21 protein-coding genes are annotated in these 24,194 nt (G+C 55.4%); 12 read left to right on the top strand and 9 right to left on the bottom strand.

The window, feature by feature from the left end:
• Positions 1-6: 6 nt before the first annotated feature.
• Both ACR6AS_RS02885 and ssuE read right to left on the bottom strand, forming a co-directional pair.
• Positions 7-960, bottom strand: a complete 954-nt coding sequence (locus ACR6AS_RS02885) for a sulfonate ABC transporter substrate-binding protein (RefSeq protein ID WP_111138788.1) — start codon at positions 958-960, stop codon at positions 7-9.
• Positions 961-971: 11 nt separating this feature from the next.
• Positions 972-1,523: an NADPH-dependent FMN reductase gene (ssuE, locus tag ACR6AS_RS02890; RefSeq protein ID WP_111138787.1), complete on the bottom strand. Its 552-nt coding sequence runs from the start codon at positions 1,521-1,523 to the stop codon at positions 972-974.
• A gap of 748 nt (positions 1,524-2,271) precedes the next feature.
• Between ssuE and ACR6AS_RS02895 the strand changes: the two genes are divergently transcribed.
• The 4 genes from ACR6AS_RS02895 (at position 2,272) to ACR6AS_RS02910 (ending at position 6,496) form a co-directional block, all read left to right on the top strand.
• Entirely contained in the window at positions 2,272-3,252 is a 981-nt protein-coding gene (locus ACR6AS_RS02895; protein ID WP_111138786.1) for a glycosyltransferase family 2 protein, read from the top strand.
• Between the two features lie 101 nt (positions 3,253-3,353).
• Complete coding sequence (locus tag ACR6AS_RS02900) at positions 3,354-4,655, top strand: flippase (RefSeq protein ID WP_111138785.1); 1,302 nt, start codon at positions 3,354-3,356, stop codon at positions 4,653-4,655.
• Between the two features lie 134 nt (positions 4,656-4,789).
• Positions 4,790-5,800: a quinone-dependent dihydroorotate dehydrogenase gene (gene pyrD / locus ACR6AS_RS02905; RefSeq protein WP_111138784.1), complete on the top strand. Its 1,011-nt coding sequence runs from the start codon at positions 4,790-4,792 to the stop codon at positions 5,798-5,800.
• 153 nt (positions 5,801-5,953) lie between these two features.
• Positions 5,954-6,496 (top strand): cell division protein ZapC, encoded by a 543-nt coding sequence (locus ACR6AS_RS02910; RefSeq protein WP_111138783.1) that lies wholly within the window; start codon positions 5,954-5,956, stop codon positions 6,494-6,496.
• A 15-nt stretch (positions 6,497-6,511) separates the two neighbouring features.
• On the opposite strand, the gene ACR6AS_RS02915 is transcribed toward ACR6AS_RS02910, so the two are convergent.
• Entirely contained in the window at positions 6,512-7,621 is a 1,110-nt protein-coding gene (locus ACR6AS_RS02915) for a YcbX family protein (protein WP_434161083.1), read from the bottom strand.
• A gap of 111 nt (positions 7,622-7,732) precedes the next feature.
• Between ACR6AS_RS02915 and rlmKL the strand changes: the two genes are divergently transcribed.
• The 6 genes from rlmKL (at position 7,733) to rmf (ending at position 15,697) form a co-directional block, all read left to right on the top strand.
• Positions 7,733-9,847: a bifunctional 23S rRNA (guanine(2069)-N(7))-methyltransferase RlmK/23S rRNA (guanine(2445)-N(2))-methyltransferase RlmL gene (gene rlmKL / locus ACR6AS_RS02920; RefSeq protein ID WP_111142041.1), complete on the top strand. Its 2,115-nt coding sequence runs from the start codon at positions 7,733-7,735 to the stop codon at positions 9,845-9,847.
• Between the two features lie 6 nt (positions 9,848-9,853).
• Positions 9,854-11,770, top strand: a complete 1,917-nt coding sequence (locus ACR6AS_RS02925) for an ABC transporter ATP-binding protein (RefSeq protein WP_111142042.1) — start codon at positions 9,854-9,856, stop codon at positions 11,768-11,770.
• A gap of 14 nt (positions 11,771-11,784) precedes the next feature.
• Complete coding sequence (gene pqiA / locus ACR6AS_RS02930; RefSeq protein WP_434161086.1) at positions 11,785-13,053, top strand: membrane integrity-associated transporter subunit PqiA; 1,269 nt, start codon at positions 11,785-11,787, stop codon at positions 13,051-13,053.
• A complete protein-coding gene (gene pqiB / locus ACR6AS_RS02935; protein ID WP_111142044.1) occupies positions 13,040-14,683 on the top strand; it encodes an intermembrane transport protein PqiB in 1,644 nt (547 codons plus the stop codon). Before pqiA ends, pqiB begins: the two co-directional genes overlap by 14 nt.
• Positions 14,680-15,249 (top strand): membrane integrity-associated transporter subunit PqiC, encoded by a 570-nt coding sequence (pqiC, locus tag ACR6AS_RS02940; protein ID WP_111142045.1) that lies wholly within the window; start codon positions 14,680-14,682, stop codon positions 15,247-15,249. Before pqiB ends, pqiC begins: the two co-directional genes overlap by 4 nt.
• 280 nt (positions 15,250-15,529) lie before the next feature.
• Positions 15,530-15,697: a ribosome modulation factor gene (gene rmf, locus ACR6AS_RS02945; RefSeq protein WP_008925875.1), complete on the top strand. Its 168-nt coding sequence runs from the start codon at positions 15,530-15,532 to the stop codon at positions 15,695-15,697.
• Between the two features lie 66 nt (positions 15,698-15,763).
• Here the strand turns inward: rmf and fabA are convergent, their stop codons facing one another.
• Positions 15,764-16,282: a bifunctional 3-hydroxydecanoyl-ACP dehydratase/trans-2-decenoyl-ACP isomerase gene (fabA, locus tag ACR6AS_RS02950; RefSeq protein WP_009091047.1), complete on the bottom strand. Its 519-nt coding sequence runs from the start codon at positions 16,280-16,282 to the stop codon at positions 15,764-15,766.
• Between the two features lie 68 nt (positions 16,283-16,350).
• Positions 16,351-18,219, bottom strand: coding sequence for an AAA family ATPase (locus tag ACR6AS_RS02955; protein ID WP_434161089.1), 1,869 nt, complete (start codon positions 18,217-18,219; stop codon positions 16,351-16,353).
• Between the two features lie 53 nt (positions 18,220-18,272).
• On the opposite strand from ACR6AS_RS02955, the gene matP reads away from it, so the two are divergent.
• Complete coding sequence (gene matP / locus ACR6AS_RS02960; protein ID WP_418797267.1) at positions 18,273-18,740, top strand: macrodomain Ter protein MatP; 468 nt, start codon at positions 18,273-18,275, stop codon at positions 18,738-18,740.
• Positions 18,741-18,830: 90 nt separating this feature from the next.
• Here matP and ompA read toward each other — a convergent pair whose 3' ends face one another.
• Entirely contained in the window at positions 18,831-19,901 is a 1,071-nt protein-coding gene (ompA, locus tag ACR6AS_RS02965; protein ID WP_111141680.1) for a porin OmpA, read from the bottom strand.
• Positions 19,902-20,251: 350 nt separating this feature from the next.
• Positions 20,252-20,743, bottom strand: a complete 492-nt coding sequence (sulA, locus tag ACR6AS_RS02970) for an SOS-induced cell division inhibitor SulA (protein ID WP_111141678.1) — start codon at positions 20,741-20,743, stop codon at positions 20,252-20,254.
• A gap of 210 nt (positions 20,744-20,953) precedes the next feature.
• On the opposite strand from sulA, the gene ACR6AS_RS02975 reads away from it, so the two are divergent.
• Entirely contained in the window at positions 20,954-21,583 is a 630-nt protein-coding gene (locus ACR6AS_RS02975) for a TfoX/Sxy family DNA transformation protein (RefSeq protein ID WP_111141676.1), read from the top strand.
• Here the strand turns inward: ACR6AS_RS02975 and yccS are convergent.
• Together yccS and ACR6AS_RS02985 are read right to left on the bottom strand one after the other, a co-directional pair.
• Positions 21,535-23,739 (bottom strand): YccS family putative transporter, encoded by a 2,205-nt coding sequence (yccS, locus tag ACR6AS_RS02980; RefSeq protein ID WP_418802343.1) that lies wholly within the window; start codon positions 23,737-23,739, stop codon positions 21,535-21,537. The two genes, ACR6AS_RS02975 and yccS, sit on opposite strands and share 49 nt — an antisense overlap.
• Positions 23,723-24,163 carry a YccF domain-containing protein gene (locus tag ACR6AS_RS02985; protein WP_128084443.1) on the bottom strand — a complete coding sequence of 147 codons (441 nt, stop codon included), beginning with the start codon at positions 24,161-24,163 and terminating at the stop codon, positions 23,723-23,725. The genes yccS and ACR6AS_RS02985 overlap by 17 nt, the downstream gene beginning before the upstream one ends.
• Positions 24,164-24,194 lie beyond the last annotated feature (31 nt).

A 24,194-nucleotide genomic window follows, 5' to 3' on the forward strand; every position in this document is an offset into this window, starting at 1 on the left:
TGCTCCTTATTTCGTCAGGGTATGCGGTTGCCAGAGTCGATCCTGGATCGTCACTTTTACGGGCAACAGATGATTGGCATAGAAAAGGTCAGCGGTGCGCTGCTGCGCCGCGGCGGTTTCGGCACTGACCGGTGAAATCCGGGTCGGCGGCCGGTGGCTGAGATAGCTGGCGATGACCGGTTCAGGCAGGCCCATCGCCTGCGCCAGCAGCGTGATGCTCTGCTGCGGCTGGCTGATTGTCAGCGCGTCGGCCTCGCTGAAGGTGTTGAGCACCTTCTGGATAAATGCACCGTGCGCCTCGGCATAGCTGCGGGTCGCCAGATAGAAGGAGCCGGTCAGGTTGAGTGAGCTGCCATCCGTCAGCAGGCGCGAATTGCCCTGCAGCAGGACTGAAGAGTAGTAGGGGTCCCAGATCGCCCAGGCATCCACGTTACCCTGCTGGAAGGCGGCGCGGGCATCGGCTGGCGTCAGATAGACCGGCGTGATGTCTTTAAAGCTCAGACCCGCCTGCTGCAGGGCGCGCAGCAGTAAGTTGTGAGAGCTGGAGCCCTTCTGGAATGCCACTTTCTTCCCTTTCAGGTCGGCGACCTGTTTCAGGGGGCTGCTTTTCGGCACCAGAATCACTTCAGCTTTGGGTTTGGGCGGCTCCGAGCCGACATAGAGCAGATCCGCGCCTGCGGCCTGCGCAAACAGCGGCGGCAGATCGCCGGTACTGCCGAGATCGATGCTGTTAACGTTCAGCGCTTCCAGCATCTGCGGCCCCGCAGGGAACTCAATCCACTTAATCTGCGTATGGGGGAAACGTGTCTCCAGCAGATGGTGCGACTTTGCTAGCACCATGCTGACAGACCCCTTCTGATAACCGATGCGAATCTCTGCCGGATCGGATTCGGCGGCCTGAACCTGAAGGCCAGCCAGTAACAGCCCCGCGACCAGCCACTTTCCTAATCTCTGCTTCATGACGCTCTTCCTTATACCGCCTGCGCGACGGGGTAGTGGTGACGGGTCAGTGCCTGCCAGAAATCGGCGACGGCTTCATCCAGCCGCTGGGACAGCGCTTCCTGCAGCTCGGGCTGACGGTCGTAGTGATGAATCTGGTGATCCCCGGCGTAGACGCCATGCAGGATCTCCTGTGCCTTTAATGCGTTAAGTACCGGCTTCAGGGCATAGTCCATCGCCAGCATATGGCCGGCACTGCCGCCGCTGGCCAGTGGTAACACCACTTTATGTTCCAGGGCGCGCTCAGGCAGCAGGTCGAGCAGCGTCTTCAGCGCACCTGAAAATGAGGCTTTGTAGATTGGGGTTGCCACGATCAGACCCTCGGCCGACGCCAGGTCTTCACGCAGCGCCAGCAGCGCAGGGGCATCGAAGCGCGCATTGATCAGATCGTCCGGCTGGAAGTTATGAATATTCCAGGGAATGACCTCAACGCCCAGGGCCTCAAGCCTGTGCTGACAGATTGTCAGTAGCGAGGTTGAGCGGGAAGGGAATCGTGGGCTGCCTGCCAGCGTAATAACTCGCATCATTACTCCTTATAACTAAAAGTTATTGATTATCAAATGTTGAGAACTAATGTCCTCATACTGTCAGAGCTGTGGAGTGGGCTTAAATGATTTATCCGGCAAAGCAAGGGTGAAATGTGGAAATAGAGGCGGCAGGGTCTGAAAGGCAATTTTTCGCTTCCGATTATTCTTAAATCAGGCACAGGCAGGCGGGGGATTCATTAAAAGCATTGATATGAGATGCTTTTAATCAGCCCCGGGTAAAAAAAACGCGTTTTTGTCTGATTGCTTAATGCTTTATTTCGGATGCAGAAAGCGAATAAAACGAAGCGGCTGAAAAAAAGAGGCCAGTCAGGCAGCCGGAAATCAGCAACGGTGTGAAGATAACGAGAGAATATTAAGATAAATCGCAGAACGCATACTGTAATAAAAATGAAGGAATAGTGAATTTTTTCACCTTTTCAGATGTTCGCTTACGCTTTTCGCCATCTGGTTACAACTGCCTTGTCAGGCTATTTTAAATCGAACCTCAACGCTTTTAACATTATTTTGAGTTATAGATGCACTTTGGTTAACAGTGATCCGCCTGTGACGGGTTAAAAGATTTTTTACGGCTGGTCTTTTTTTGGATAACCGGTTTAAGATAATCAGGCTCAATTCAGTCAGTCATAATAACAGAGCCGTACTCTTTTCGACGTTTCGCCTCGGGTCAGGTCCTGCATCTGGCAGGTGAATCGTATTGTCATTTTCTAACAGCAGAGAATTGCACATGTCTGACATCCTGTTATCCGTTATTATTCCCACTTACAACGTTGAGAAATATATTGTTGAGTGTGTCGATTCATTATTACGCCAGGTTAAAGCGCCCAATGAAATCCTCATTGTGAATGACGGTTCCACCGACAGCACGCTGGCTCTGCTTGAACAGAATTATGCACATCTGCCTCAGGTGAAAATAATTACAACGGAAAACGCCGGTGCCGGTCATGCCCGTGATGTGGGGATTGAGGCGGCCAGCGGTCAGTTCCTGTTCTTCTGCGACCCGGATGATGTGGTAACGGACGGCCTGGTCACTGAACTGGCGATTGTTGCGGAAAAGCACCCTGAAACGGACCTGTTCTGCTTCAACTCCTCTGTCTATCGTGACGGTCAGATCGATGTCACTTCGCCAAAAGTGCGGCACGATATCTTTGGTCAGCAAAAGCCGCAGGAGGTCCTGTTACACCTGCTGCGAAACGGCAGATACACGTCGGCGGCCTGGAGTTATATCGTCAGTAAGCGGGTTGTTGAACAGCACAAATTACGCTTTGTGAAACGCGTGCATGAAGATCATAATTTTACCCTGTCCGCGTTTATCAAAAGTCAGCAGGCCTGGGTCAGTCGCCATGTCTATTATAAGCAGCGCATTCGTCACGGCTCACTCACCAACAGTACCAAAAGTAATGAGTTTTTTTACCAGCGTTATGATGCTTTTATGCACGCCTGGAATACCTTAACCGGTTCGCAGGTGAAATCTGCGTGGCGCAGTCAGCTGGAAAAAGCCTATTTAGTGCACTCATTTCGCCTGATGATCTATTTATCGCTCTATAACGGCACGCCGGTACCGGAATATGTGATTAACGCCATCCGCTTTATGGGGCAGAATGTGAAAACAGAGAACTTCAAAGAGTGGCTACTGTTCAACCGCCCTGAACTGTTTATTACACTGCAGCACTATAAAGTCAAAAAAGAGCTGAAACGCGCCGCCTGATTCTGAAAATCAGCCTGATTCTGAAAAGTGTGAAGCAATATTGTTTATGCCTTTGCGAAATGAGAAGGTGAGACATGCAATGTGTATAAGGTTGTTGCGTCATGGCAAAAGTTCTTGATAAAAGTCTGGTAATTAATATTTTCTCGCTGCTGGCTTATCGCGGCGCGTCGTTCCTGTTTCCGCTGGCCACGCTGCCTTATCTTGCCCGCGTTCTGGGGGTTGAGCAGATGGGTACGCTGGCGCTGGCCATCGCCTGTGTGCTCTATTGCAGTACCATCTCAGACTGGGGATTCAATGTCTTTACAACCAAAGATATTGCTCACCATCGTGATGATAAAGAGCGGGTCAGTCAGCTCTTCTGGTCAACGTTCAACGCCAAGCTGATGCTGCTGGTGCTCACCAGCGGCACGCTGCTGACCGCGACCTGGTTCAATCCTGCCTGGCATCCGCTGTTCTTTATTATCCTGGCGAACTGCACCACGCTGATTGGTTCACTCTTCTCCTTCGGCTGGCTGATGCAGGGTTTTGAGAAGCTGGGCAAGACGGCAATGATCGCCACCTTCGGCAACTTCTGCGCCATTCCTCTGACCTTTCTGCTGGTTAAATCGCCGCAGGATACGTGGCTGGCCGCGCTGATCCCGGGCACGGTTTCGATCATCAGCGCCGCAATTACCCTGAAATTCGTGCTGGAGATGAAGGTCATTGGCCGCTATCGCTTCGAACCGCGCGAAATTAAGCAGCGTATCACCGACAGCCTGGATGTCTTTATCGCCATTGCCGGTGCAAACCTGTTCAACAGCGTCAACGTGGTGATCCTCGCTTCCTTTACATCGACCTATATGGTCGGGATCTACAACGGTGCAGACCGTCTGCGTAAAGCAGCGAACTCGGTACCCGAGCAGATCGGCAGCGCCTTCTTCCCGCGCGTCAGCCACCTCTTCGGCCGGGATAAACGTGCTGCGATAGCGGCGACCCGAAAAAGCCTGATGCTCTCGTTCGGGCTGAGTCTGTCGATCGTGATCTTCACCTGGGTCTTTGCCGACCTTGTGGTCTCTATCCTGCTGGGTAAAGACTTTATTCCGTCGGCAGATGTGCTGCGCGTCTTTGTGCTCTGCTTCCTGTTCGGCAACGTCGCTTATCCGGCTGGCTTACAGATCCTGATCCCTCATGGCCTGGCTCGCCAGCGTATGTGGGTCATGATGGCCGCAGGCGTGATTAACGTGCCGCTATGCTGTTTCCTGGCGTGGAAGTTCGGGGCGATCGGTGCGGCATGGTCGATGGTCGGCGCGGAAGCCTTTGTCTGCTTCGGTATCTTTGCCATCATGCATCGTCACGGCATCCTGCGGGAATACCTGTTTCCCTCTGAGGTGAAAAGCCAGCCGGTAAACGATTCCGCCGCGTAAGATCAAAGCAATTTACGTTAAGTTTCACTATCCCCGCAGTTCGATTTACTTTTGCGCCAGAGCACTTTACCATTCTGGCGCACAATTTCCCGTGCACCGACTTTAACGATTGCTTCCGTCTTTCAGGAGAGTGCATGTTTTATCCTATCGTCCGACCGGCGCTGTTTAAACTCGACCCTGAGCGCGCGCACGAACTCACCTTTCAGCAGCTGCGTTTCATGAACGGCACGCCGCTGGAACTGTTCTATCGCCAGAATCTTCCGTCACGTCCCGTCACCTGCATGGGGCTGACCTTTAAAAATGCGCTTGGCCTGGCCGCGGGTCTGGATAAGAACGCCGAATGCATTGATGCCTTTGCGGCGATGGGCTTTGGTTTCATCGAAGTCGGCACCGTGACACCCCGTGCGCAGGCGGGGAATGATAAGCCGCGAATGTTCCGGCTGGTTGAAGCTGGCGGCATTATTAACCGGATGGGATTCAATAATCTGGGCGTTGATCATCTGGTTGAGAATGTGAAGAAAGCGCGTTTTAACGGTGTGCTGGGAATCAATATCGGCAAAAATAAAGATACGCCGGTCGAGCAGGGAAAAGAGGATTATCTGATCTGCATGGAAAAGGTCTATGCCCATGCTGGTTATATCGCCATCAATATCTCCTCACCCAACACCCCGGGCCTGCGTTCACTGCAATATGGTGAGGCGCTCGACGATCTGCTCGCGTCCATTAAGCAGAAACAAAAAGAGCTGGAGCAGCGTCATCTTAAATATGTTCCGGTGGCCGTAAAAATCGCGCCCGATCTCTCGGAAGAGGAGTTAATTCAGGTCGCGGACAGTTTAGTTCGCCATCAGATTGACGGCGTGATTGCCTGCAACACCACGCTGGATCGTTCGCTGGTGAGCGGTCTCAGGCATGCGCAGGAAGAGGGTGGGCTGAGCGGGCGGCCAGTCCACTCGCGCAGCACCGCGGTCATTCAGCGCCTCTCTCAGGAATTGCAGGACCGTCTGCCGATCATCGGCGTGGGCGGCATTGACTCACTGACCGCCGCACGGGAAAAAATTGCCGCAGGCGCAACGCTGGTTCAGATTTATTCGGGCTTTATTTATCAGGGGCCAGGATTAATTAAAGACATCGTCACCCACCTCTAAGACAATTCTCACAATGACGGGCCGGGGGGTTTATTTCTCCTCCTGGCTCGTTTATATTTTGTCCTGTTGCACGCTTTTTCAGCTTTTTCCTTATATTTCTTTTTCGCTGAATTCTGCGCGATGTCTGGCGCAGCGGTAAATACAGGGCACAGGATGAACATTAAACCCGACGATAACTGGCGCTGGTATTTCGACAGCAGCCACGACCGAATGATGCTCGATCTGGCAGACGGTATGCTTTTTCGTTCCCGCTATTCCCGCAAGATGCTGACGCCGGATGCTTTCAGCGACACCGGCTTTTGTGTCGATGATGCCGCCCTCTATTACACCTTTGACGAAACCTGCCGGCAGTGCAGACTCAGCGGCAGCCATCGTGCGGAGCTGGTGCTGAATGCGCTGGTCGCCGCCCGCTTCCTGAAACCGCTGATGCCAAAAAGCTGGCACTTTGCCGCCTACGCCCCGGCGATGCAGCCGCGCGCCGGTGAAATGGTGCAGGTCACGCTGGCCGACGAGGGCGAGCAGGCCCGGTTGCTGGTGGTGGAGAGTGGTCATAACGCCGCGCTCTGCCTGCTGGCGCAGCCGGAGTTAATGCTGGCCGGTAAAAATATGGTGCTCGGCGACGCCATCAAGGTGATGAACGATCGCCTGCAGCCCTGGTATGAGGATGCCGCGCCGCGCTATGCCCGGGCGGTCTGATTATCGCCGTTTGATTTATCGCAGTTCGATGTCGCCCGCCGGGATACAGCTGCAGCTCAGCAGCGTGCCGTCCTGACGCACCACGCCCTGCTTCAGTGCTTTTACCTCACCGGCAACCAGATTCAGCCTGCAACTGCCGCAGAGTCCCGCCCGACAGGAGTAGGGGATGCGGAAACCCTGCATCTCCAGCTGATCCAGCAGCACCTGCTGATTATCGCCGGTAAACGTCTGACTCTTGAAAGTGATGGTCACGGCGTGGGGCGCCTGACGTTCGGGATGTAACTTTTCCACCACTACGCCTGCGCCATATGCGCGCGCTGTATGACGCTTCAGGATCTGCAGCTCATCACCGGCCCGCACCACCCCGCTGTTACGCGCGATCAGGTTCAGACCAAAATCGATATCCCCGCTCTCATCCTGCGCCGTGCGGAACGTCTGCAGCGTCGCCAGCGGATGACCATCGTGATGTTTGCGCCCGCTCTCAGGACTCACCGTCGTCAGCACGCAGCGGCTGCAGGGTTTCGTCACCTCAAAGATCACGTCGCCAATCTGAATCTCCGCCCAGCTGTCTTCGTCCCAGGCGGCCGCGCCGCTGACGACCAGATTCGGGCGGAACTGTTCAACGCGCACGCTGGCAGGGCAGCGCTGCTGCAGATCGTGCAGTGAGGCGCTGTTGACCAGCAAAAACGGGAAGCCATCGGCGAAGCTGAGCGGAATATGATCCCAGGCTTTTACCCGGCGGGTGGGCTGTGGGCCGATCCAGCGCAGCTCGACCGCGCGCGGAAAGAACTGACTCAGCCACTGATTAATCGCCGCAGGGGCGATGCGCGCGGTAAAACGGTTGCCCCAGACTTCGGTGGGGTGCGCTTCATCGGCGAAATCGCTGAAGCGGATCAGGGCGTGACTGCCATCGGGAGCGGTCAGCGACAGGCCATCCGGTAACAGCGCAGGCGTAAAGCGCACCATCTCCGGATACTGTCGCGCGGTAATAAAGGTGCCGTCGGTTTCCGTCACCATAAACAGTCGATCAAAGGCCAGCCCGCTGTCAGAGACCTGCGCATGCGACAGCGCCAGTCCCCGCATCGACTTTACCGGATGAATAAATAAGCGGGAAAGCGTGATCATGGTGTTCTCCTTGAAACCCGACGCGCAACACAAAAGAAGCTAACTTTATGACATAGGTCTCCGATTCGCTATAATGCGCGACAATTTTCTCAAGAGTTAAAAAGTGACGATATGAATTCTCTGTTTGCCAGCACGGCGCGTGGGCTCGAAGAGCTGTTAAAAAGTGAGCTGGACGCGCTGGGCGCGCAGGATTTGCAAGTGGTGCAGGGAGGCGTTCACTACGAAGCCGACGATCGCGTCATGTACCAGAGCCTGATGTGGAGCCGTTTAGCATCACGCATCCTGTTGCCGCTGGGGGAGTTCGGCGTCTACAGCGACCTGGATCTCTATCTGGGTGTGCAGAGCGTGGACTGGCCGGCCCTGTTCAGCAACGACAAAACCTTTGTCGTGCATTTCAGCGGCACCAACGAATCCATCCGTAACAGCCAGTTCGGTGCGCTGAAAGTGAAAGATGCCATCGTGGACAGCTTTACCCGGCAGAATCTGGAGCGCCCCGATGTCGATCGCGAGCAGGCCGATATCCGTATCAACGTCTGGCTGAACGGCGACCGCGCCAGCCTTGCGCTGGATCTCAGCGGCAGTTCACTGCATCAGCGTGGTTATCGTCAGCAGACCGGCCAGGCGCCGCTGAAAGAGAATCTGGCGGCGGCGATCGTCCTGCGTTCCGGCTGGGAGCCTTCCACACCGCTGATCGACCCGATGTGCGGTTCGGGTACGCTGCTGATTGAAGCTGCGCTGATCGCCAGCGATCGCGCACCGGGCCTGCTGCGCACACACTGGGGCTTTACCGCCTGGAATCGCTTCGATGCGGCGTTGTGGCAGGCGGTCAAAACCGAGGCGCAGAGCCGTGCGCGCGCTGGCACCGCCGCCACCCAGGCGCGCTTCTTCGGCTATGATAACAATGGCCGGGTACTGGAGTGGGCACAGGCGAACGCCCGCCGGGCTGGTGTCTTTGAGCTGTTTACGTTTGCCCAACAGGATCTGCTGAAACTGACCAATCCGGTCGATGCGGCCGTTCACGGCACGGTGCTGAGCAACCCGCCTTACGGTGAACGTCTGGAGAGCGAGCCCGCGCTGATTGCCCTGCACAGCCAGCTCGGACGTCTGATGAAGCAGCACTTCGGCGGCTGGAATCTCTCGCTGTTCAGCGCCTCGCCAGAACTGCTGAGCTGCCTGCAGCTGCGTGCCGATCGCCAGTTTAAAGCGAAGAACGGCCCGCTGGATTGCGTACAGAAAAACTATCAGCTGGCGGTTAACAGCAGCGAAAATGCCGGACAGATTGCGGAAGATTACGCTAACCGTCTGCGTAAAAACGTTAAGAAGCTGGAGAAGTGGGCGCGTCAGGAAGGCATTGAGTGCTACCGTATTTACGATGCCGATCTGCCAGACTACAACGTTGCGGTCGATCGCTATGCAGACTGGGTGGTGATCCAGGAGTACGCGCCACCGAAAACCATCGACCCCAACAAAGCCCGTCAGCGTCTGTTCGACGTGATCAGCGCGACGCTGAGCGTGCTGCAGCTGCCTGCCGATCGTCTGATTATGAAAACGCGTGAACGTCAGAAAGGCAAAGCGCAGTATCAGAAGCTCAATGAGAAAGGTGACTACTTCGAAGTCAAAGAGTTTAATGCGCGCTTCTGGGTGAATCTGACCGACTATCTTGACACCGGTCTGTTCCTTGATCACCGCATCGCCCGTAAAATGCTCGGTCAGATGAGCCAGGGCAAAGATTTCCTCAACCTGTTTGCCTATACCGGCTCTGCCAGCGTACACGCCGGTCTGGGGGGCGCACGTTCGACGACGACTGTTGATATGTCGCGCACCTATCTGGAGTGGGCGGAGCGCAACCTGCGCCTCAACGGCCTGACCGGGCGTCAGCACCGTCTGATGCAGGCAGACTGTCTGAGCTGGCTGAACGAGAGTGACGAGAACTTTGACCTGATCTTTATTGATCCACCAACTTTCTCCAACTCAAAACGTATGGAAGAGAGCTTCGACGTTCAGCGCGATCATATGATGCTGATGCGTAACCTGAAGCGCCTGCTGCGTCGCGGCGGCACCATCATGTTCTCCAACAACAAACGCGGTTTTAAAATGGACATGGATGGCCTGAAAGCACTGGGCCTGCAGGCGCAGGATATTACCCAGAAAACACAGTCGCAGGACTTCGCACGTAACCGTCAGATTCACAACTGCTGGCTCATCACTCATGCCGGTAAGGAATAAGATTACATGTCATTAATCAGTATCCACGGTGCCTATCTCTCTTTCAGCGATGCACCGCTGTTAGATAATACCGAACTGCATATCGAAGAGAACGAGCGCGTCTGTCTGGTGGGCCGCAACGGTGCGGGCAAATCCACGCTGATGAAAATCATCAATGGCGAACAGCCGCTGGATGATGGTCGCATTATCTATGAAACCGATCTGGTGGTGGCGCGTCTGCAGCAGGATCCGCCGCGCAATATTACCGGTTCCGTCTATGACTTCGTGGCCGAGGGCGTGGAAGAGCAGGCCGAGCATCTGAAAGCCTATCACGCCATCTCCCATGTGGTGATGGAGGATCCCAGCGATAAGAACCTCAATGAGATGGCGCGCCTGCAGAGCATCCTTGACCATCAGAACCTGTGGCAGCTGGAGAGTCGCATCAATGATGTGCTGGAGCAGATTGGCCTGAAGCCTGATACCGAGCTCTCCTCGCTCTCGGGTGGCTGGCTGCGTAAAGCGGCGCTGGGCCGGGCGCTGGTGAGCAACCCGCGCGTCCTGATGCTGGATGAACCGACCAACCACCTGGATATCGAAACCATCGACTGGCTGGAGACGTTCCTTAAGAACTTCAGCGGCAGCATCGTCTTTATTTCGCATGACCGTTCATTCATTCGCAATATGGCAACGCGCATCGTCGATCTCGACCGAGGCAAGCTGGTCTCCTGGCCAGGGAATTACGATCTCTACCTGGAAGGTAAAGAGGAAGCGCTGCGCGTTGAAGAGATGCAGAATGCGGAGTTTGACCGCAAACTGGCGCAGGAAGAGGTCTGGATCCGTCAGGGCATCAAAGCGCGTCGTACCCGTAATGAGGGCCGTGTGCGTGCGCTGAAAGCGCTGCGTCGCGAGCACTCAGAACGCCGCGAAGTGATGGGCAAAGCCAACATGCAGGTGGGTGAAGCCTCCCGCTCCGGTAAGATCGTCTTTGAGCTGGAAAATGTCGGCTACGCGGTGGACGGCAAAACGCTGGTAAAAGATTTCTCTGCGCAGGTGCTGCGTGGCGACAAGATTGCGCTGATCGGTCCCAACGGCTGCGGTAAAACCACGCTGCTGCGGCTGATGTTGCAGCAGCTGAAAGCCGATCATGGACGTGTGCACTCCGGCACCAGGCTGGAAGTGGCTTACTTCGACCAGCATCGCGCCGAGCTGGACCCGGATCGCACCGTGATGGATAACCTGGCAGAAGGCAAGCAGGAGGTGATGGTCAACGGTAAACCACGGCATGTGCTGGGCTATCTGCAGGACTTCCTGTTCCATCCCAAGCGTGCCATGACGCCGGTGCGTGCCCTTTCAGGCGGTGAACGTAACCGCCTGCTGCTGGCGCGCCTGTTCCTGCGTCCCAGCAACCTGATGATTCTGGATGAACCGACCAACGACCTCGACGTTGAAACGCTGGAGCTGCTGGAAGAGCTGATCGCCGGCTATCAGGGCACCGTATTACTGGTCAGCCACGACCGTCAGTTTGTCGACAACACGGTCACTGAGTGCTGGATTTTCGAAGGCAACGGTGAGATTGGTACCTTCGTCGGCGGCTATCACGATGCCCAGCAGCAGCGCGCGGCCTACCGACAGCACCGCGCTGCGGCACCGGCAAAAGCCGCCACGCCTTCCGCTAAGCCTGCTGCGGAAAAAAACGATGTTAAGCGTAGCGTGAATAAACTCAGCTACAATCTGACGCGTGAGCTGGAGCAGTTGCCGCAAAAACTGGAGCAGCTGGAAGCCCGCATCGGTGAGTTGCAGACGAAGATGAGTCATCCGGACTTCTTCAGTCAGGCACACGACCAGACACAACCGGTGCTGGATGAGCTGGCTCAGACCGAGCAGGAGCTGGAAACCGCTTTTGCGCGCTGGGAAGAGCTTGAATCGCTGAAAAATGGCGCGTAAGGCGGGGTGATCGGATGTGTTCAGCAGTGAAAAGTAACGCGTGGATGCTCTGTCCACAATGCGATTTAATGATTAAGCTGCCGGATATTCCCGTCGGCAGCCGAGCCTCATGCCCGCGCTGCCACACCACGCTGACGGCCAACTGGCACGAACCGCGTAAACGGCCAACGGGGTATGCGCTGGCAGCCCTCTTTATGCTGCTGCTGGCCAATCTGTTTCCTTTCGTCTCCATGAAAGTGGCCGGGCTGACCAGCCAGATTACGCTGGCTCAGATCCCGAAAGTGATGGTATCTGAGGATTACAGCAGCCTGGCGACGTTGTTCCTGCTGTTTGTACAGGCGGTCCCGGCCTTCTGCATGATCACCATTCTGCTGCTGGTCAATTCTATCCCTTTGCCTGTCTCACTCAGAGTCTGCCTGGCCCGCATTCTGTTCTGGCTCCGAAACTGGGGCATGGCAGAAATCTTTATGGCTGGCGTACTGGTCAGTTTCGTTAAGCTGATGGCCTATGGCGAGATCGGCCTTGAGACCAGTTTCTGGCCCTGGGTGTTGTTCTGTCTGCTACAGCTGCGCGCTTTCCAGTGCGTTGACCGCCGCGAATTGTGGGACAGGATTTTACCCCAGCCCGCTTTGCCCCATCTGCCTGAAGCGGGCATCAGCGGATTAGAGCAGGGGCTGCGATCCTGTCCCTGTTGTATGGCTATCCTGCCCGCAGCGGATCATACCTGCCCGCGCTGCGGTGTCACCGCCCAGGCGCGCCGGAAGCACAGCCTGCAGTGGACGCTGGCGCTGCTGATGACTTCAGTGCTGATCTACATTCCGGCCAACCTGATGCCGATCATGGTGACGGAAACACTCGGCACCGCCTATCCTTCCAATATCATGGCGGGCGTCATTCTGCTGTGGGGGGAGGGTTCCTATCCGGTGGCGCTGGTTATCTTTATCGCCAGCATTATGGTGCCTTCACTGAAAATGGTGGCGATTGGCTGGCTCTGCTGGGATGCCAGCGGACGCGGCCAGCGCGACAGCCACAGGATGCACAAAATCTATGAGGTGGTGGAGTTTGTTGGCCGCTGGTCAATGATCGACGTGTTTGTGATTGCTGTGCTCTCTGCGCTGGTGCGCATGGGGCAGTTAATGAATGTTTATCCCGCGTGGGGAGCGGTACTGTTTGCGATGGTGGTGATTATTACCATGATTGCGGCCATGACCTTTGACCCGCGATTAACCTGGGATCGTGTACGCGAAAATAACAGGAAGGAGTCGCGCCTTGACGGAAACTAATCACGGCCATGCAAAGGTGGAGCAGATCAAGCGCTGGTCGCCGGTCTGGATTGTCCCCATCGTTACCCTATTGATTGGCGGATGGATCCTCTTCTATCACTTCAGCCATCAGGGCCCGGAAGTCACCTTAATCACCGAAAACGCTGAGGGCATCGTGGCGGGTAAAACCACGATCAAAAGCCGTAGCGTCGATGTCGGTGTGGTGGAGAGCGCGGTGTTAAGCGACGATCTTCACCATGTGGAAATTAAAGCGCGCCTGAATGCGGGCATGGAAAAGCTGCTGCACAGCGACAGTGTTTTCTGGGTGGTCAAACCGCAGGTCGGGCGTGAAGGCATCAGTGGTCTTGGCACCCTGTTGTCAGGTGCCTATATCGAATTACAGCCGGGCACCAAAGATCAGGCTCCGGAGCAGTTCAAGCTGCTGGATGCGCCGCCGTTAGCGCCACCGGATGCCAAAGGGATCCGTATCGTGCTGGACAGTAAGAAAGCTGGTCAGCTTAATCCGGGCGATCCGGTGCTGTTCCGCGGCTATCGCGTCGGCACGGTCGAAACCAGCGTTTTCGACACTGAGAAACGCATGATGACCTATCAGCTGTTTGTGGCAGCGCCTTACGATCGTCTGATCACCACCAACGTGCGCTTCTGGAAGGACAGCGGCATTGCCGTAGATATGTCCGCTTCGGGCATGCGGGTGGAAATGGGGTCGCTGACCACGCTGTTCAGTGGTGGTGTCAGTTTTGATGTGCCAGACGGCTGGGAGCTGGGTGAGCCGGCGAAGAATAAGTCGGACTACCATCTGTTTGACGATCAGCGCAGCATCCAGGATTCGCTCTATACCAACCATGTCGACTACGTGATGTTCTTCTCTGACTCCATCCGTGGCCTGCAGGCGGGCGCGCCGGTTGAGTTCCGTGGCATTCGTCTGGGGACGGTCGCAGAGGCGCCGCTGAGAAAAGCGGGGCTGGATCAGGCGCTCAACAACGACTATCGCGTGCCGGTGCTGATCCGTATCGAGCCGGATCGTTTTATCAACCGACTGGGTGAGAATTTCGATCTGGAACAGCATCTACAGGATGGTAAGAAACGCGGCCTGCGTGCCACGCTGAAAACCGGCAACCTGCTCTCGGGCGCGCTCTATGTTGACCTCGACTTCTATGACAATGCGCCAGCCTACAAAGGACCGCAGAAAGTCTCGGGCTATGAGGTGATCCCAACGGTCAGCGGTGGTCTGAGCCAGATTCAGCAGAAACTGATGGCGGCGCTGGATAAGATCAACAGCCTGCCGCTGAATGGCATGGTCAATGAAGCCACCGGCACGCTGAAAGAGAGCCAGAAGACGATGCGTGATCTGCAGCGCACCATCGACAACATCAATAAAGTGACCGGCAGTCCGGCGATGAAAACGCTGCCTGAGGATCTGCAGCAGACGCTGCGTGAACTGAATCGCAGTATGAAAGGTCTGCAACCCGGTTCACCGGCCTACACTAAGCTGGTCGGCGATATGCAGCGACTGGATCAGGTACTGCGTGAGCTGCAGCCGGTGTTGAGAACGCTTAACACCAAGAGCAACGCGCTGGTATTCGAGGCGAAACCGGGACAGGATCCCCAGCCGAAGAGGGCGAAACAGTGAAGAAAGGATTGATACTTTCTGCCGCGCTGGTGTTGAGCGCGTGCAGCAGCAGCGTTAAAGACACCTGGTATCAGCTGCCCTCCGGGGCAGCCTCCATGCAGGTCAGCAGCAGTCAGCTGACCGAAGCACAGCCGATGCTGTGGGTGCAGCAGGTGACGGTGCCGGACTATCTGGCGGGCAACGGTCTGGTTTATCAGACCAGCGATGTCAAATATGTCATCGCCGCCAACAATCTCTGGGCCAGCCCGCTCGACCAGCAGCTGCAGCAGACGCTGATCACCAACCTCAGTAAGGCGCTGCCGGGTCGGCTGGTGGCCGGGTCACCGTTAGGCGCGCAGCACGACACGCTGAACGTGACCGTGACCGGTTTCCAGGGTCGCTACGATGGCAAAGCGATCGTCAGCGGCGAATGGACGCTGGAACATCAGGGCAAACTGACCAAACAGGCCTTTAACGTGGTACTGCCGCAGACCGAAGATGGCTATGACGCGATGGTCAGAACGCTGTCCGTCGGCTGGCAGCAGACGGCACAGAAAATCGCCAACAGTGTGGTTGCGTTAAATTAAGATTAATGTGAATAAATAAGCTAAGCCCCTGAGCAAAGGTCGCGATTTACCGACCAGGCCCAGGGGCTTTTTTATTAGCTGAATCAGAAGGATAGTGTTGTATTACGCATCACAATTCGGCATTAATTTTACCGATTAAGGTCACATTTATGACATGTGTATGAAGATTGGGCATTGATCTTTGCGGGCGCAGGGGGTAGAACATTAAAGGTGGTTGAACATTAATTCACCACTTTTCTTTCCACCAGATTCCACAGACCTTACATGAGGGACACGGAGTATGAAGAGACAGAAACGAGACCGCCTCGAACGCGCCCATTCACGTGGTTATCAGGCAGGCATTACTGGACGCTCAAAAGAGATGTGTCCGTATCAGTTGATTGACGCTAAGTCTCACTGGTTGGGAGGTTGGCGACAGGCCATGGAGGACAGGTCGGTCGCTGCATAACCGGCTGTCACTGAAAAGGGAAATAACCTCCGCCATGCGCGGAGGTTTTTGTTTCCGGGGAAACGTTTAGAAAGCGGCCGTATCTTTAAACAGACCGACTTTAAGATCGCTGGCGGTGTAGATCAGGTTGCCGTCAACCAGCACTTCACCATCTGCCACGCCCATCACCAGTTTACGGTTAATCACGCGTTTGAAATGAATGCGATAGGTCACTTTCTTCGCGTCCGGCAGAACCTGACCGGTGAATTTCACTTCGCCGACGCCCAGCGCACGGCCTTTGCCTTCGCCGCCCAGCCAGCCGAGATAGAAACCGACCAGCTGCCACATCGCATCCAGGCCCAGGCAGCCTGGCATGACCGGGTCGCCGATAAAGTGGCAGCCGAAGAACCAGAGATCAGGATTGATATCCAGCTCCGCTTCAACAAAGCCTTTGTCATATTTGCCGCCGTCTTCGGTCATTTTGACCACGCGGTCCATCATCAGCATGTTGCCAGATGGAAGCGGCGGACCATTTTCGCCAAACAGTTCACCACGACCTGACAGGATCAGATCTTCTTTGGTATAGGATTCGCGTTTATCTACCATGTTTTCAATAAGCCTTGTTTTAGTGAATCACGAATATTAGCGAACAGTTGTACGCTGAGCAAATCGGATTAACGGTGGTTGAACCAGTTAAGCCAGCGCAGCGCCCAGGGACGTGGTGGAACATCCGGCTGATTGAACTGGCTGATGCGCTCCTGGATGGTATTCAGCAGGCAATCGCCCAGGCCATCTTCGGTGCTCCAGATTTTACCGGTCAGCAGCGGCAGCGCCTCATCGGCGCGATCGATCGCCCAGATATGGAAACGGCCCTGTTCCACTGCACTCACCACCGCCTGGTTCAGGCTGAGATGGCGCACATTGCAGGCGGGAATAATCACACCCTGCTGACCCGTCAGCTCCCGCTGGTGGCAGATATCGAAGAATCCTTCGATCTTCTCGTTCAGTCCGCCGACCGGCTGGACATTACCAAACTGATCGACGGAACCCGTCACGGCAATCTGCTGATTGATCGGCTGGTTAGCCAGCGCGCTGATCAGGGCACAGAGTTCGGCCAGCGAGGCGCTGTCACCATCCACCTCGGAGTAGGACTGCTCGAAAACCATCGAGGCGGAGAAGGGGAGTTGCTGATCGAGTTCCAGCTCGGCGATCAGGTATGCCTGCATAATCATCATGCCTTTGGCGTGGATGTTGCCGCCCAGCTCCGCTTTTCGCTCAATATCCATGAACTCACCATCGCCGGGATGCACCACGCAGGTAATCCGCGAAGGATCGCCCCAGGCTCGGGGATGGCCAGGATATTCGACAACCGACAGACCATTAATCTGACCGACGACTTCGCCTTCAGTTTCAATCAGGATCTGGCGCAGCAGGATTTCGTCACGCATCCGCTCGTTGAGGTAGTTCTCGCGCCACAGGCGCGCTTCCAGCGCATCACGCAGCGCTTCCCCATTCAGAGCATCACCCATCAGCGCTGACTCACGTATCTGCCGCTGCAGCCAGCGGGGACAGAGTGGCAGCGTTTCCTGGTCGCCGCTGTAGCGGACACCCTCTTTGATCAGCTCTGGCCAGAAGTCCTCTTCAGGCTGGGGCAGACCCGCCTGCTGCGCCAGATCGCTATTCCAGCGACACCAGGCCAGCATGTCATCCTCATCAAGAATCTGAATGTTCTCTTCAAATTCAGTATAGATGGCCATCTCGTGCGCTTCAGGGTCGAGTTCCTGAAACGCGGCCAGCGTCTCACGCTCGCCGCACAGGACCAGATTCAGTTTGAGTGGCAAAGGCGGAATCGATACAGGCAGCGGCCGGCGTTCATCCTGAGAGGTCCACTCCACATAGCCCTGCTCAATACACCTTTTCAGGCGTAACCAGAGAATCGGCTGCGCGATCAGACTGTGCAGTGACAGCAGCAGTGTGCCGCCGTTCGCCTGATGAATCAGCCCGGGCTCCAGCTGGATCCGGTCTTTATACTGGCGTACGCAGCCAAACAGCTGCTCCATCTCAACCCACTCGGCAAAGTGAATGCCACCCTGGCTGGTGAAAGGACGCTGAGGATCGGAAGGGGGCTGAAGCGTGACGTTGTCAGCCATGATATGGTAATCGCCGCCCCATAGCGTAGTGCTGTCGGACATGACCCGCTGTGCAGCCTGAGCAATCAGTGCCAGATAATCGCGATTCTCCTGGCTACGCACCAGCAGTAAGGGAAATCCCTGCGTCTGGTGATGCAGATGCGCCAGCGCATTCAGCAACCTGGGCTGCACCGTTGCCAGAGCATCAGTTTCTTCATCAGCAATTCGGGAGAAAACGGATTGGTATTGCGCGCTATCCGGCTGTAAGGTCTGCCACGTAAGTTGAGTGCTGGTCAAAATAATCGCATTTGTCAGTTTGAAGAAAAGCGAGATTATACAGGATTCACCTTTGTTAAGCACTGCAGACTTCCCGTCGAAGATGTGATGACGACAGCATGTTTTTCGTTGCTGCATCCGGGAAAAAAGCTGTTATTCTTAGCTTGTTACGTGATCACGATGAGATTCCGATGAAATACCAGCAACTCGAAAATCTTGAAAGTGGATGGAAGTGGAAATACCTGGTGAAGAAACATCGGGAAGGTGAACTGATCACGCGTCACCTTGAATTAAGCGCGGCGCAGGCAGCGGTCGATAAACTGCTGGCGATGGAGAACAATCCGGTGACGGTAAACGACTGGATTGCGGAGCATATTCATGCCGATCTTGATAACCGACTCAAGCAGACCATTCGTGCGCGGCGCAAACGTCATTTTAATGCTGAACACCAGCATACCCGTAAAAAGTCGATCGACCTGGAGTATCTGGTCTGGCAGCGACTGGCGGGTCTGGCACAACGGCGCGGCTGCACCCTTTCAGACACTATCGTTCAGCTCATTGAAGATGCCGAACGTAAAGAGAAATATGCGACGCAGATGTCGAGTCTGAAGCAGGATTTGCAGGCCATTCTGGGCAAGTCGGAAACAGAAAACGACTGACCGGGCAGGGCATCAGCCTGAGCGCTGAATAACATAGATAACAGCCATAAAAAAACCCCGCCGTAGCGGGGTTTTTTATTACGTTTTAACTTAAGCCTGTGGCTGAGTTACAACGTCTTTGATGCCTTTAACATCGATTTCTACGCGACGGTCCGGAGACAGGCAGTCGATCAGGGCGTTACGGCCTTTCACGCTGTCACAGGTGTTGCCGGTAACTGGGTTAGATTTACCCATGCCACGTGCAGAGATCTTGTTAGAAGGGATACCTTTAGAAACCAGGTAATCTACGACTGACTGAGCACGTTTCTCAGACAGTTTCTGGTTGTACTGCTCTGAACCGATGCGGTCAGTGAAGCCCAGTACGACAACGGAACCATCTTTAGGATCCATTGAGCTCAGCTGGCTGTACAGCTGATCCAGAGCCTGCTGGCCTTCTGGCTTCAGGGTAGATTTGTTGAAGGTGAACAGAACGTCAGACTTCAGGGTGAAACGCTTGGTTTCAACAACTGGAGCTGGCGCTGGAGCTGGAGCCGGAGCCGGAGCAGCGACGTCATCCTGACCGAAGCGGTATGAAACGCCTACGCTCAGCATGCCGTTGTCTGGACGTGCACCAACAGTCTGCGCATCACCGATGTTGTTAACCCACTGGTAGTCCAGACGGGTAGCCCAGTTTTTGGTCAGTGCATATTCAACACCCACTGCTGCCAGCGGAGAAACGCCGGTGTCGTGGTCGCTGATGCGGCCAGTAGTTGGGTTAGTCTGCGTTGAATCTGCACGCCATACCATGCCGCCCAGACGGGTATAAACGTCCAGATCGTCATAAATTGGGTAGCTCAGTTTAGCAGCCAGCTGGATGCCCTGTGCTTTGAACGCGCCGTTGGTCACAGTACCTTTGTTAGGCATGCGGCCCAGCCAGTCATAGCCCATCTCGAAGCCCAGGTATGGGTTTGCCTGATAACCAACGAACGCACCTGCGCCCAGCTGGCTTTCATGAGTTGGACCGTTGTTGTTTTCGTAACCGTGACCGTAGTAGCCAGTGTCGTGATACTGAGACCAGCCCAGTTTAGCACCGGTGTACCAGGTGTCATCTTTAGGGGCGGCCTGCGCTACGGTAGCGAAGCCAGCCAGTGCCACTGCAATTGCGATAGCTGTCTTTTTCATTTTGCGCCTCGTTATCATCCAAATAGGCAATGAGCAAAAAGGTTGCTCTTGGTTTAAATCCTTCGCCGGGTCAAAACGCTCGCTTATGACTCTACCGCAAAAAACGGAGGTTATTGAGCACCCTGGCGAGATAAAGTCTACAACGAGATTGGAAACTTACAAGTATGATGTGAGACGCGACTGTAAAAAAACAGCGGTTTATACACAATTTCTAACAATTAGCCTGGCAGTATTGTCGCGGCAAAAAGCCCTGAAAACATGCTAAACCATTGTCAATACTCGAACTAACAGAATCAGTGGTTTAGCGACGACAGATAAGAAAAATAGCTTGGGAAACTTCTGATTTTTACTTAATGAAACAAATCCGACTGAATTTTTATGGCAGTTTGCGGTCTGAGTGGCGCTTCAGGCGTTCCACTTGCACGCAAAATCAACCCCATCGCCTCACCTTCAGCCGCTGCATTTTCGAGTTGACGCCGCTCATCTTCATCAAGCTCGTAAGGAATCCAGGCCAGAACGACACTGTAATTTCCGGTTCGCAGTGCCTTGACCATCGCTTCCACAGCATTCAGACGTTCAGAATCAGCAATATGCATGCTTTTATCCAGAGGCAACCCCGACGCCTGCAGCCAGTTGCGATTCAGCTTGTGTGCCGGTGTTAACCATAGCTGCCAGCGCGATTGCTGACTCAGTTGCTGTAACAGAGGCAACAGTAACATCTGCATCATTCCGGGCTGCTCGCTGTAACGTAGCTCAGTAATCCCCCCTGGCTGCGAAGCCGGCAGAGATGAGGACGCATAATGATGAGCATAGCGTGCATTATCAGGATGTTGTGTTCGCATAAGTTAATCACCAGCAGTGGACTGTATGAATATACAGTACTGTCATCCTGAATAAAGATCAACCCAAATTTCTGAAAATGCCTCGCAAAAACGCGACAAGATTAGTAGAAGACCTATTTATTCGTTGAACCCACTGGCGCTTTTTTTTATCTTCTAATTGACTGATACCCAAGGCAATTTACAAGATAGTTCTTACAAGGAGGTGGTGTTGTGAAAAAGGTAAATCCGGTGGTGGAGCGCTCCAGAGCGTGCCTGGCCCCGTTAGGCCCGATAGAGTCCCGCACCCAGTTTGGGGGATATGCCCTGGCGGTGGAAAGTGTGGTTTTTGCCCTGATCAATAAAGACGAGCTTTATCTGCGCGCCAGTGAACCCCTGCGACAATATATTACCGAGCGTCCGCTTCAGCCGCTGATCTTCCGCAAGCGGGGCAAGCTCGTGAGCCTCAACTATTTTCGGGTTGATGAAACGTTGTGGCGCGACGCTGAACATCTGCTGGCGCTTTCGGCCGCCTCGTTGGAGACGGCACAGCTGGAGCTGGAAGATCGACACGCCTCGCCGCGATTAAAAGATTTGCCTAATCTCAGCGTGCGTATGGAGATGATGCTCTACGAAGCGGGAGTCCTGAGTGTTAACCATCTCTATCAGATGGGGGCCAAACGCTGCTGGCTGAAGCTAAAAGCAATCAACCAGCACGTTGGTTTTCAGACCCTGCTGGCGCTGCAGGGCGCGATCACCGGTCACCATGCCGCCGCGCTGCCGCAGGCCACCCGGGCTGAACTTAATGCCTGGTTTCAGCGCACACTGTTATCCAGTGCCGATCCCAGAGGCGGCGAGGGCTGATCGGTAATCAGCGTGCGGCGCAGGCGCGCGATCTCGGGCATCAGCGCCACCAGCAAACCGAGCTGCTGGAGCACCAGCGGCGCACGCGTATCCGCATCTGCGGCCAGCTGGCTGATTCGCTGAGCCAGCTGATGACGCATCGTTTCAGCCTGTTCATCGCTGACCACATCCGTCTGAAGCACATCCTCGACATAGCAGACGGTATCGTCCAGCAAGGCCAGCAGCTCCGGCGCGGTAATCTTATCGCGGTGTGCGCCCAGCGCCGAGATGTAACTCAGGAATGAGTGGTTAGAGCAGAGCAGCTGGAAGGCTGATTCGCGCAGCTTCTGACTGGTGCGACTCTCACTGCTCATATTGGATACGACCGACGCCAGTTCGGCATCCGCATTGTGGGCGTCACGACGGGCAATGCGATAGGCCAGCCGATTATCTTTGCCCTGATGATATTGCTCCATGATCGCATCCAGATAGCGGCAGTTGGCCTTCAGCGTCCGTTCGGCCACCGCCGGTAGCTGACGAAAACGCCAGTCCGGCCAGATAAACGCGACGGCCAGCCAGGCCAGGCCACAGCCAAGTAATGTGTCCACGACCCGGGGCAGGGCAACCTCAAATCCTTCGCCCAGCAGGTTAAAGCAGAGCAGGACCAGCAGAGTAATAAAGAGGGTAGCCTGAGCATACTGAACCTGGCGGAAAGCGAAAAACAGCACGCCGGCAATAACAATCAGGATCAACTGACCTTCTGTAGAGGGCACCAGCCATAAAACCGGCAGGCCAATGGCAATCCCGGCCAGCGTCCCGCCAATACGCAGGGCCAGCCGTCGCTGCGTGGCGTTGTAGTTAGGCTGGCAGACGAACAGGCTGGTCAGCAAAATCCAGTACCCCCGCTCCAGCCCGGTAATCTGAATAAAACCGTAGCCGATGCAGAGCACTATCGACATGCGTACCGCATGCCGGAACAGGGGGGATGAGGGCGAGAGGTGACGGCTGAAGCGTAGCCGGATATCACTCCAGCCGCTCAATCCCTCCCGGGACAGCAGATTATCGCTGTGCTGAGGATCGTCACCGGCCAGCGTCTGCTCTGATTCAATGGACGCCAGCTGGGCGTCGATGGCGCGCAGATTGCGTAACAGCCAGAACAGCGCACCCGTATGCGCCGCTTCAGGTTCATGTCGTGCCAGACGTTCAATTGCTTTCTGCAGACGCTCAAAGGCGCGCTCAAACCGGCTGTCGTGAACCCATCGTTCGCGCATCAGAATGCAGTGCGACAGCTGACGACAGGCCTGAGCCTGCATATTGAGCAGGCGCTGAAAGCGAAACAGAATTTCGTTGTAGCGCCAGTCGCCGCGCAGCAGATGGTACTGCAGATGAGAAGAGCTGGCCCGCTCGTGAATATCCTGCGCGACAAAGTAGTAGTGCAGACTGCGTCGGGTGCCGCGCGAACCGCGATCGCCGCGAAGACGACTCTGCAGTGTGGTTTTAGTCAGATTAAGCTGGGCCACCAGCTGACTGTTGACCATTGCCGCATCAATAAACGCCGCATCATCCTGATCGCCCGCATCCGGGTCGAACAGGTTAGCCTTGGCATCCAGATAACGGGCCAGCTGTGAAAAACTGCCTGCCAGCTGCTCCTGCACCGGCCGGACCGGAAACATCAGGTGCCCCAGTAACGTCAGCAGGTTGTACCACAGCGCGCCCACCAGCAGCAGCACTGGCTGCATATACCACTGGCTGAACAGGCCGATCCCGAGCATGGTGTAGACCGCAATCAGCAGCGCACCGAAGGCGATGGTCGCGTAGCGCTGACCCAGCGCACCCAGCAGAATAAAGCCCCAGGTGGAGATCGCCAGTCCGGCCATAAACGCCAGCGGGTAGGGGAAAAGTAACTCGACAGACACCGAGGCGATGCAGAAGCAGAGCAGCGTAATCAGCAGATTCTTCAGGCGGCCGGTCAGCCGATCGTCGAGATCGGCCAGCGCAGCGGCCACCACACCCAGCGTCAGCGGAATCGTCCATTCGATCTGCTGCAGCCACCAGGGAATAGCCGCGCAGCCGCTCAGCGCAAACAGGATCCGCAGCAGATACCGCCAGGTACTGTTAAACAGGTATTTCCGCCAGCCTGGCAGACTCTGTGACATCATATTAATAGCGACGGGCATTGGCTTCGCGTGCCGCACGCGCCTCTTCCACCGACACGACACGACGACCCACCGGCCACAGAGCGATCGCGGCGATCTTAAAGTTGGCAATCCCGACCGGAATGCCGATGATGCTGAGACACTGCACAATGCCTACGGAGATATGGGAGAGGCAGAGCCACCAGCCGAAGAAAATCAGCCAGAAGATATTCAGGAAGGTGCCGCCAGTATTCATGATGGCGCTCTTACTTTCGGGCCGCAGCACATCGACATGCACCGCCTCATTGCCAAACGGCAGCAGCGAGATTTTAGTGATTTCCCAGCAGGATCGCGTCAGCGGCAGGGTAAAAATCAGCACGATGCTGATCAGGGTGGCAAACAGCCAGCTCAGGGTGGTGAAAAAGCCGCCCAGAACAAAATTCAGGATATTTAAAACGGTGCGCATGATCTTCTTTTCCTTTTGCATTCCGCAAGAT

It is taken from the genome of Pantoea phosphatilytica (assembly GCF_051025615.1).
Lineage (GTDB): Bacteria > Pseudomonadota > Gammaproteobacteria > Enterobacterales > Enterobacteriaceae > Pantoea.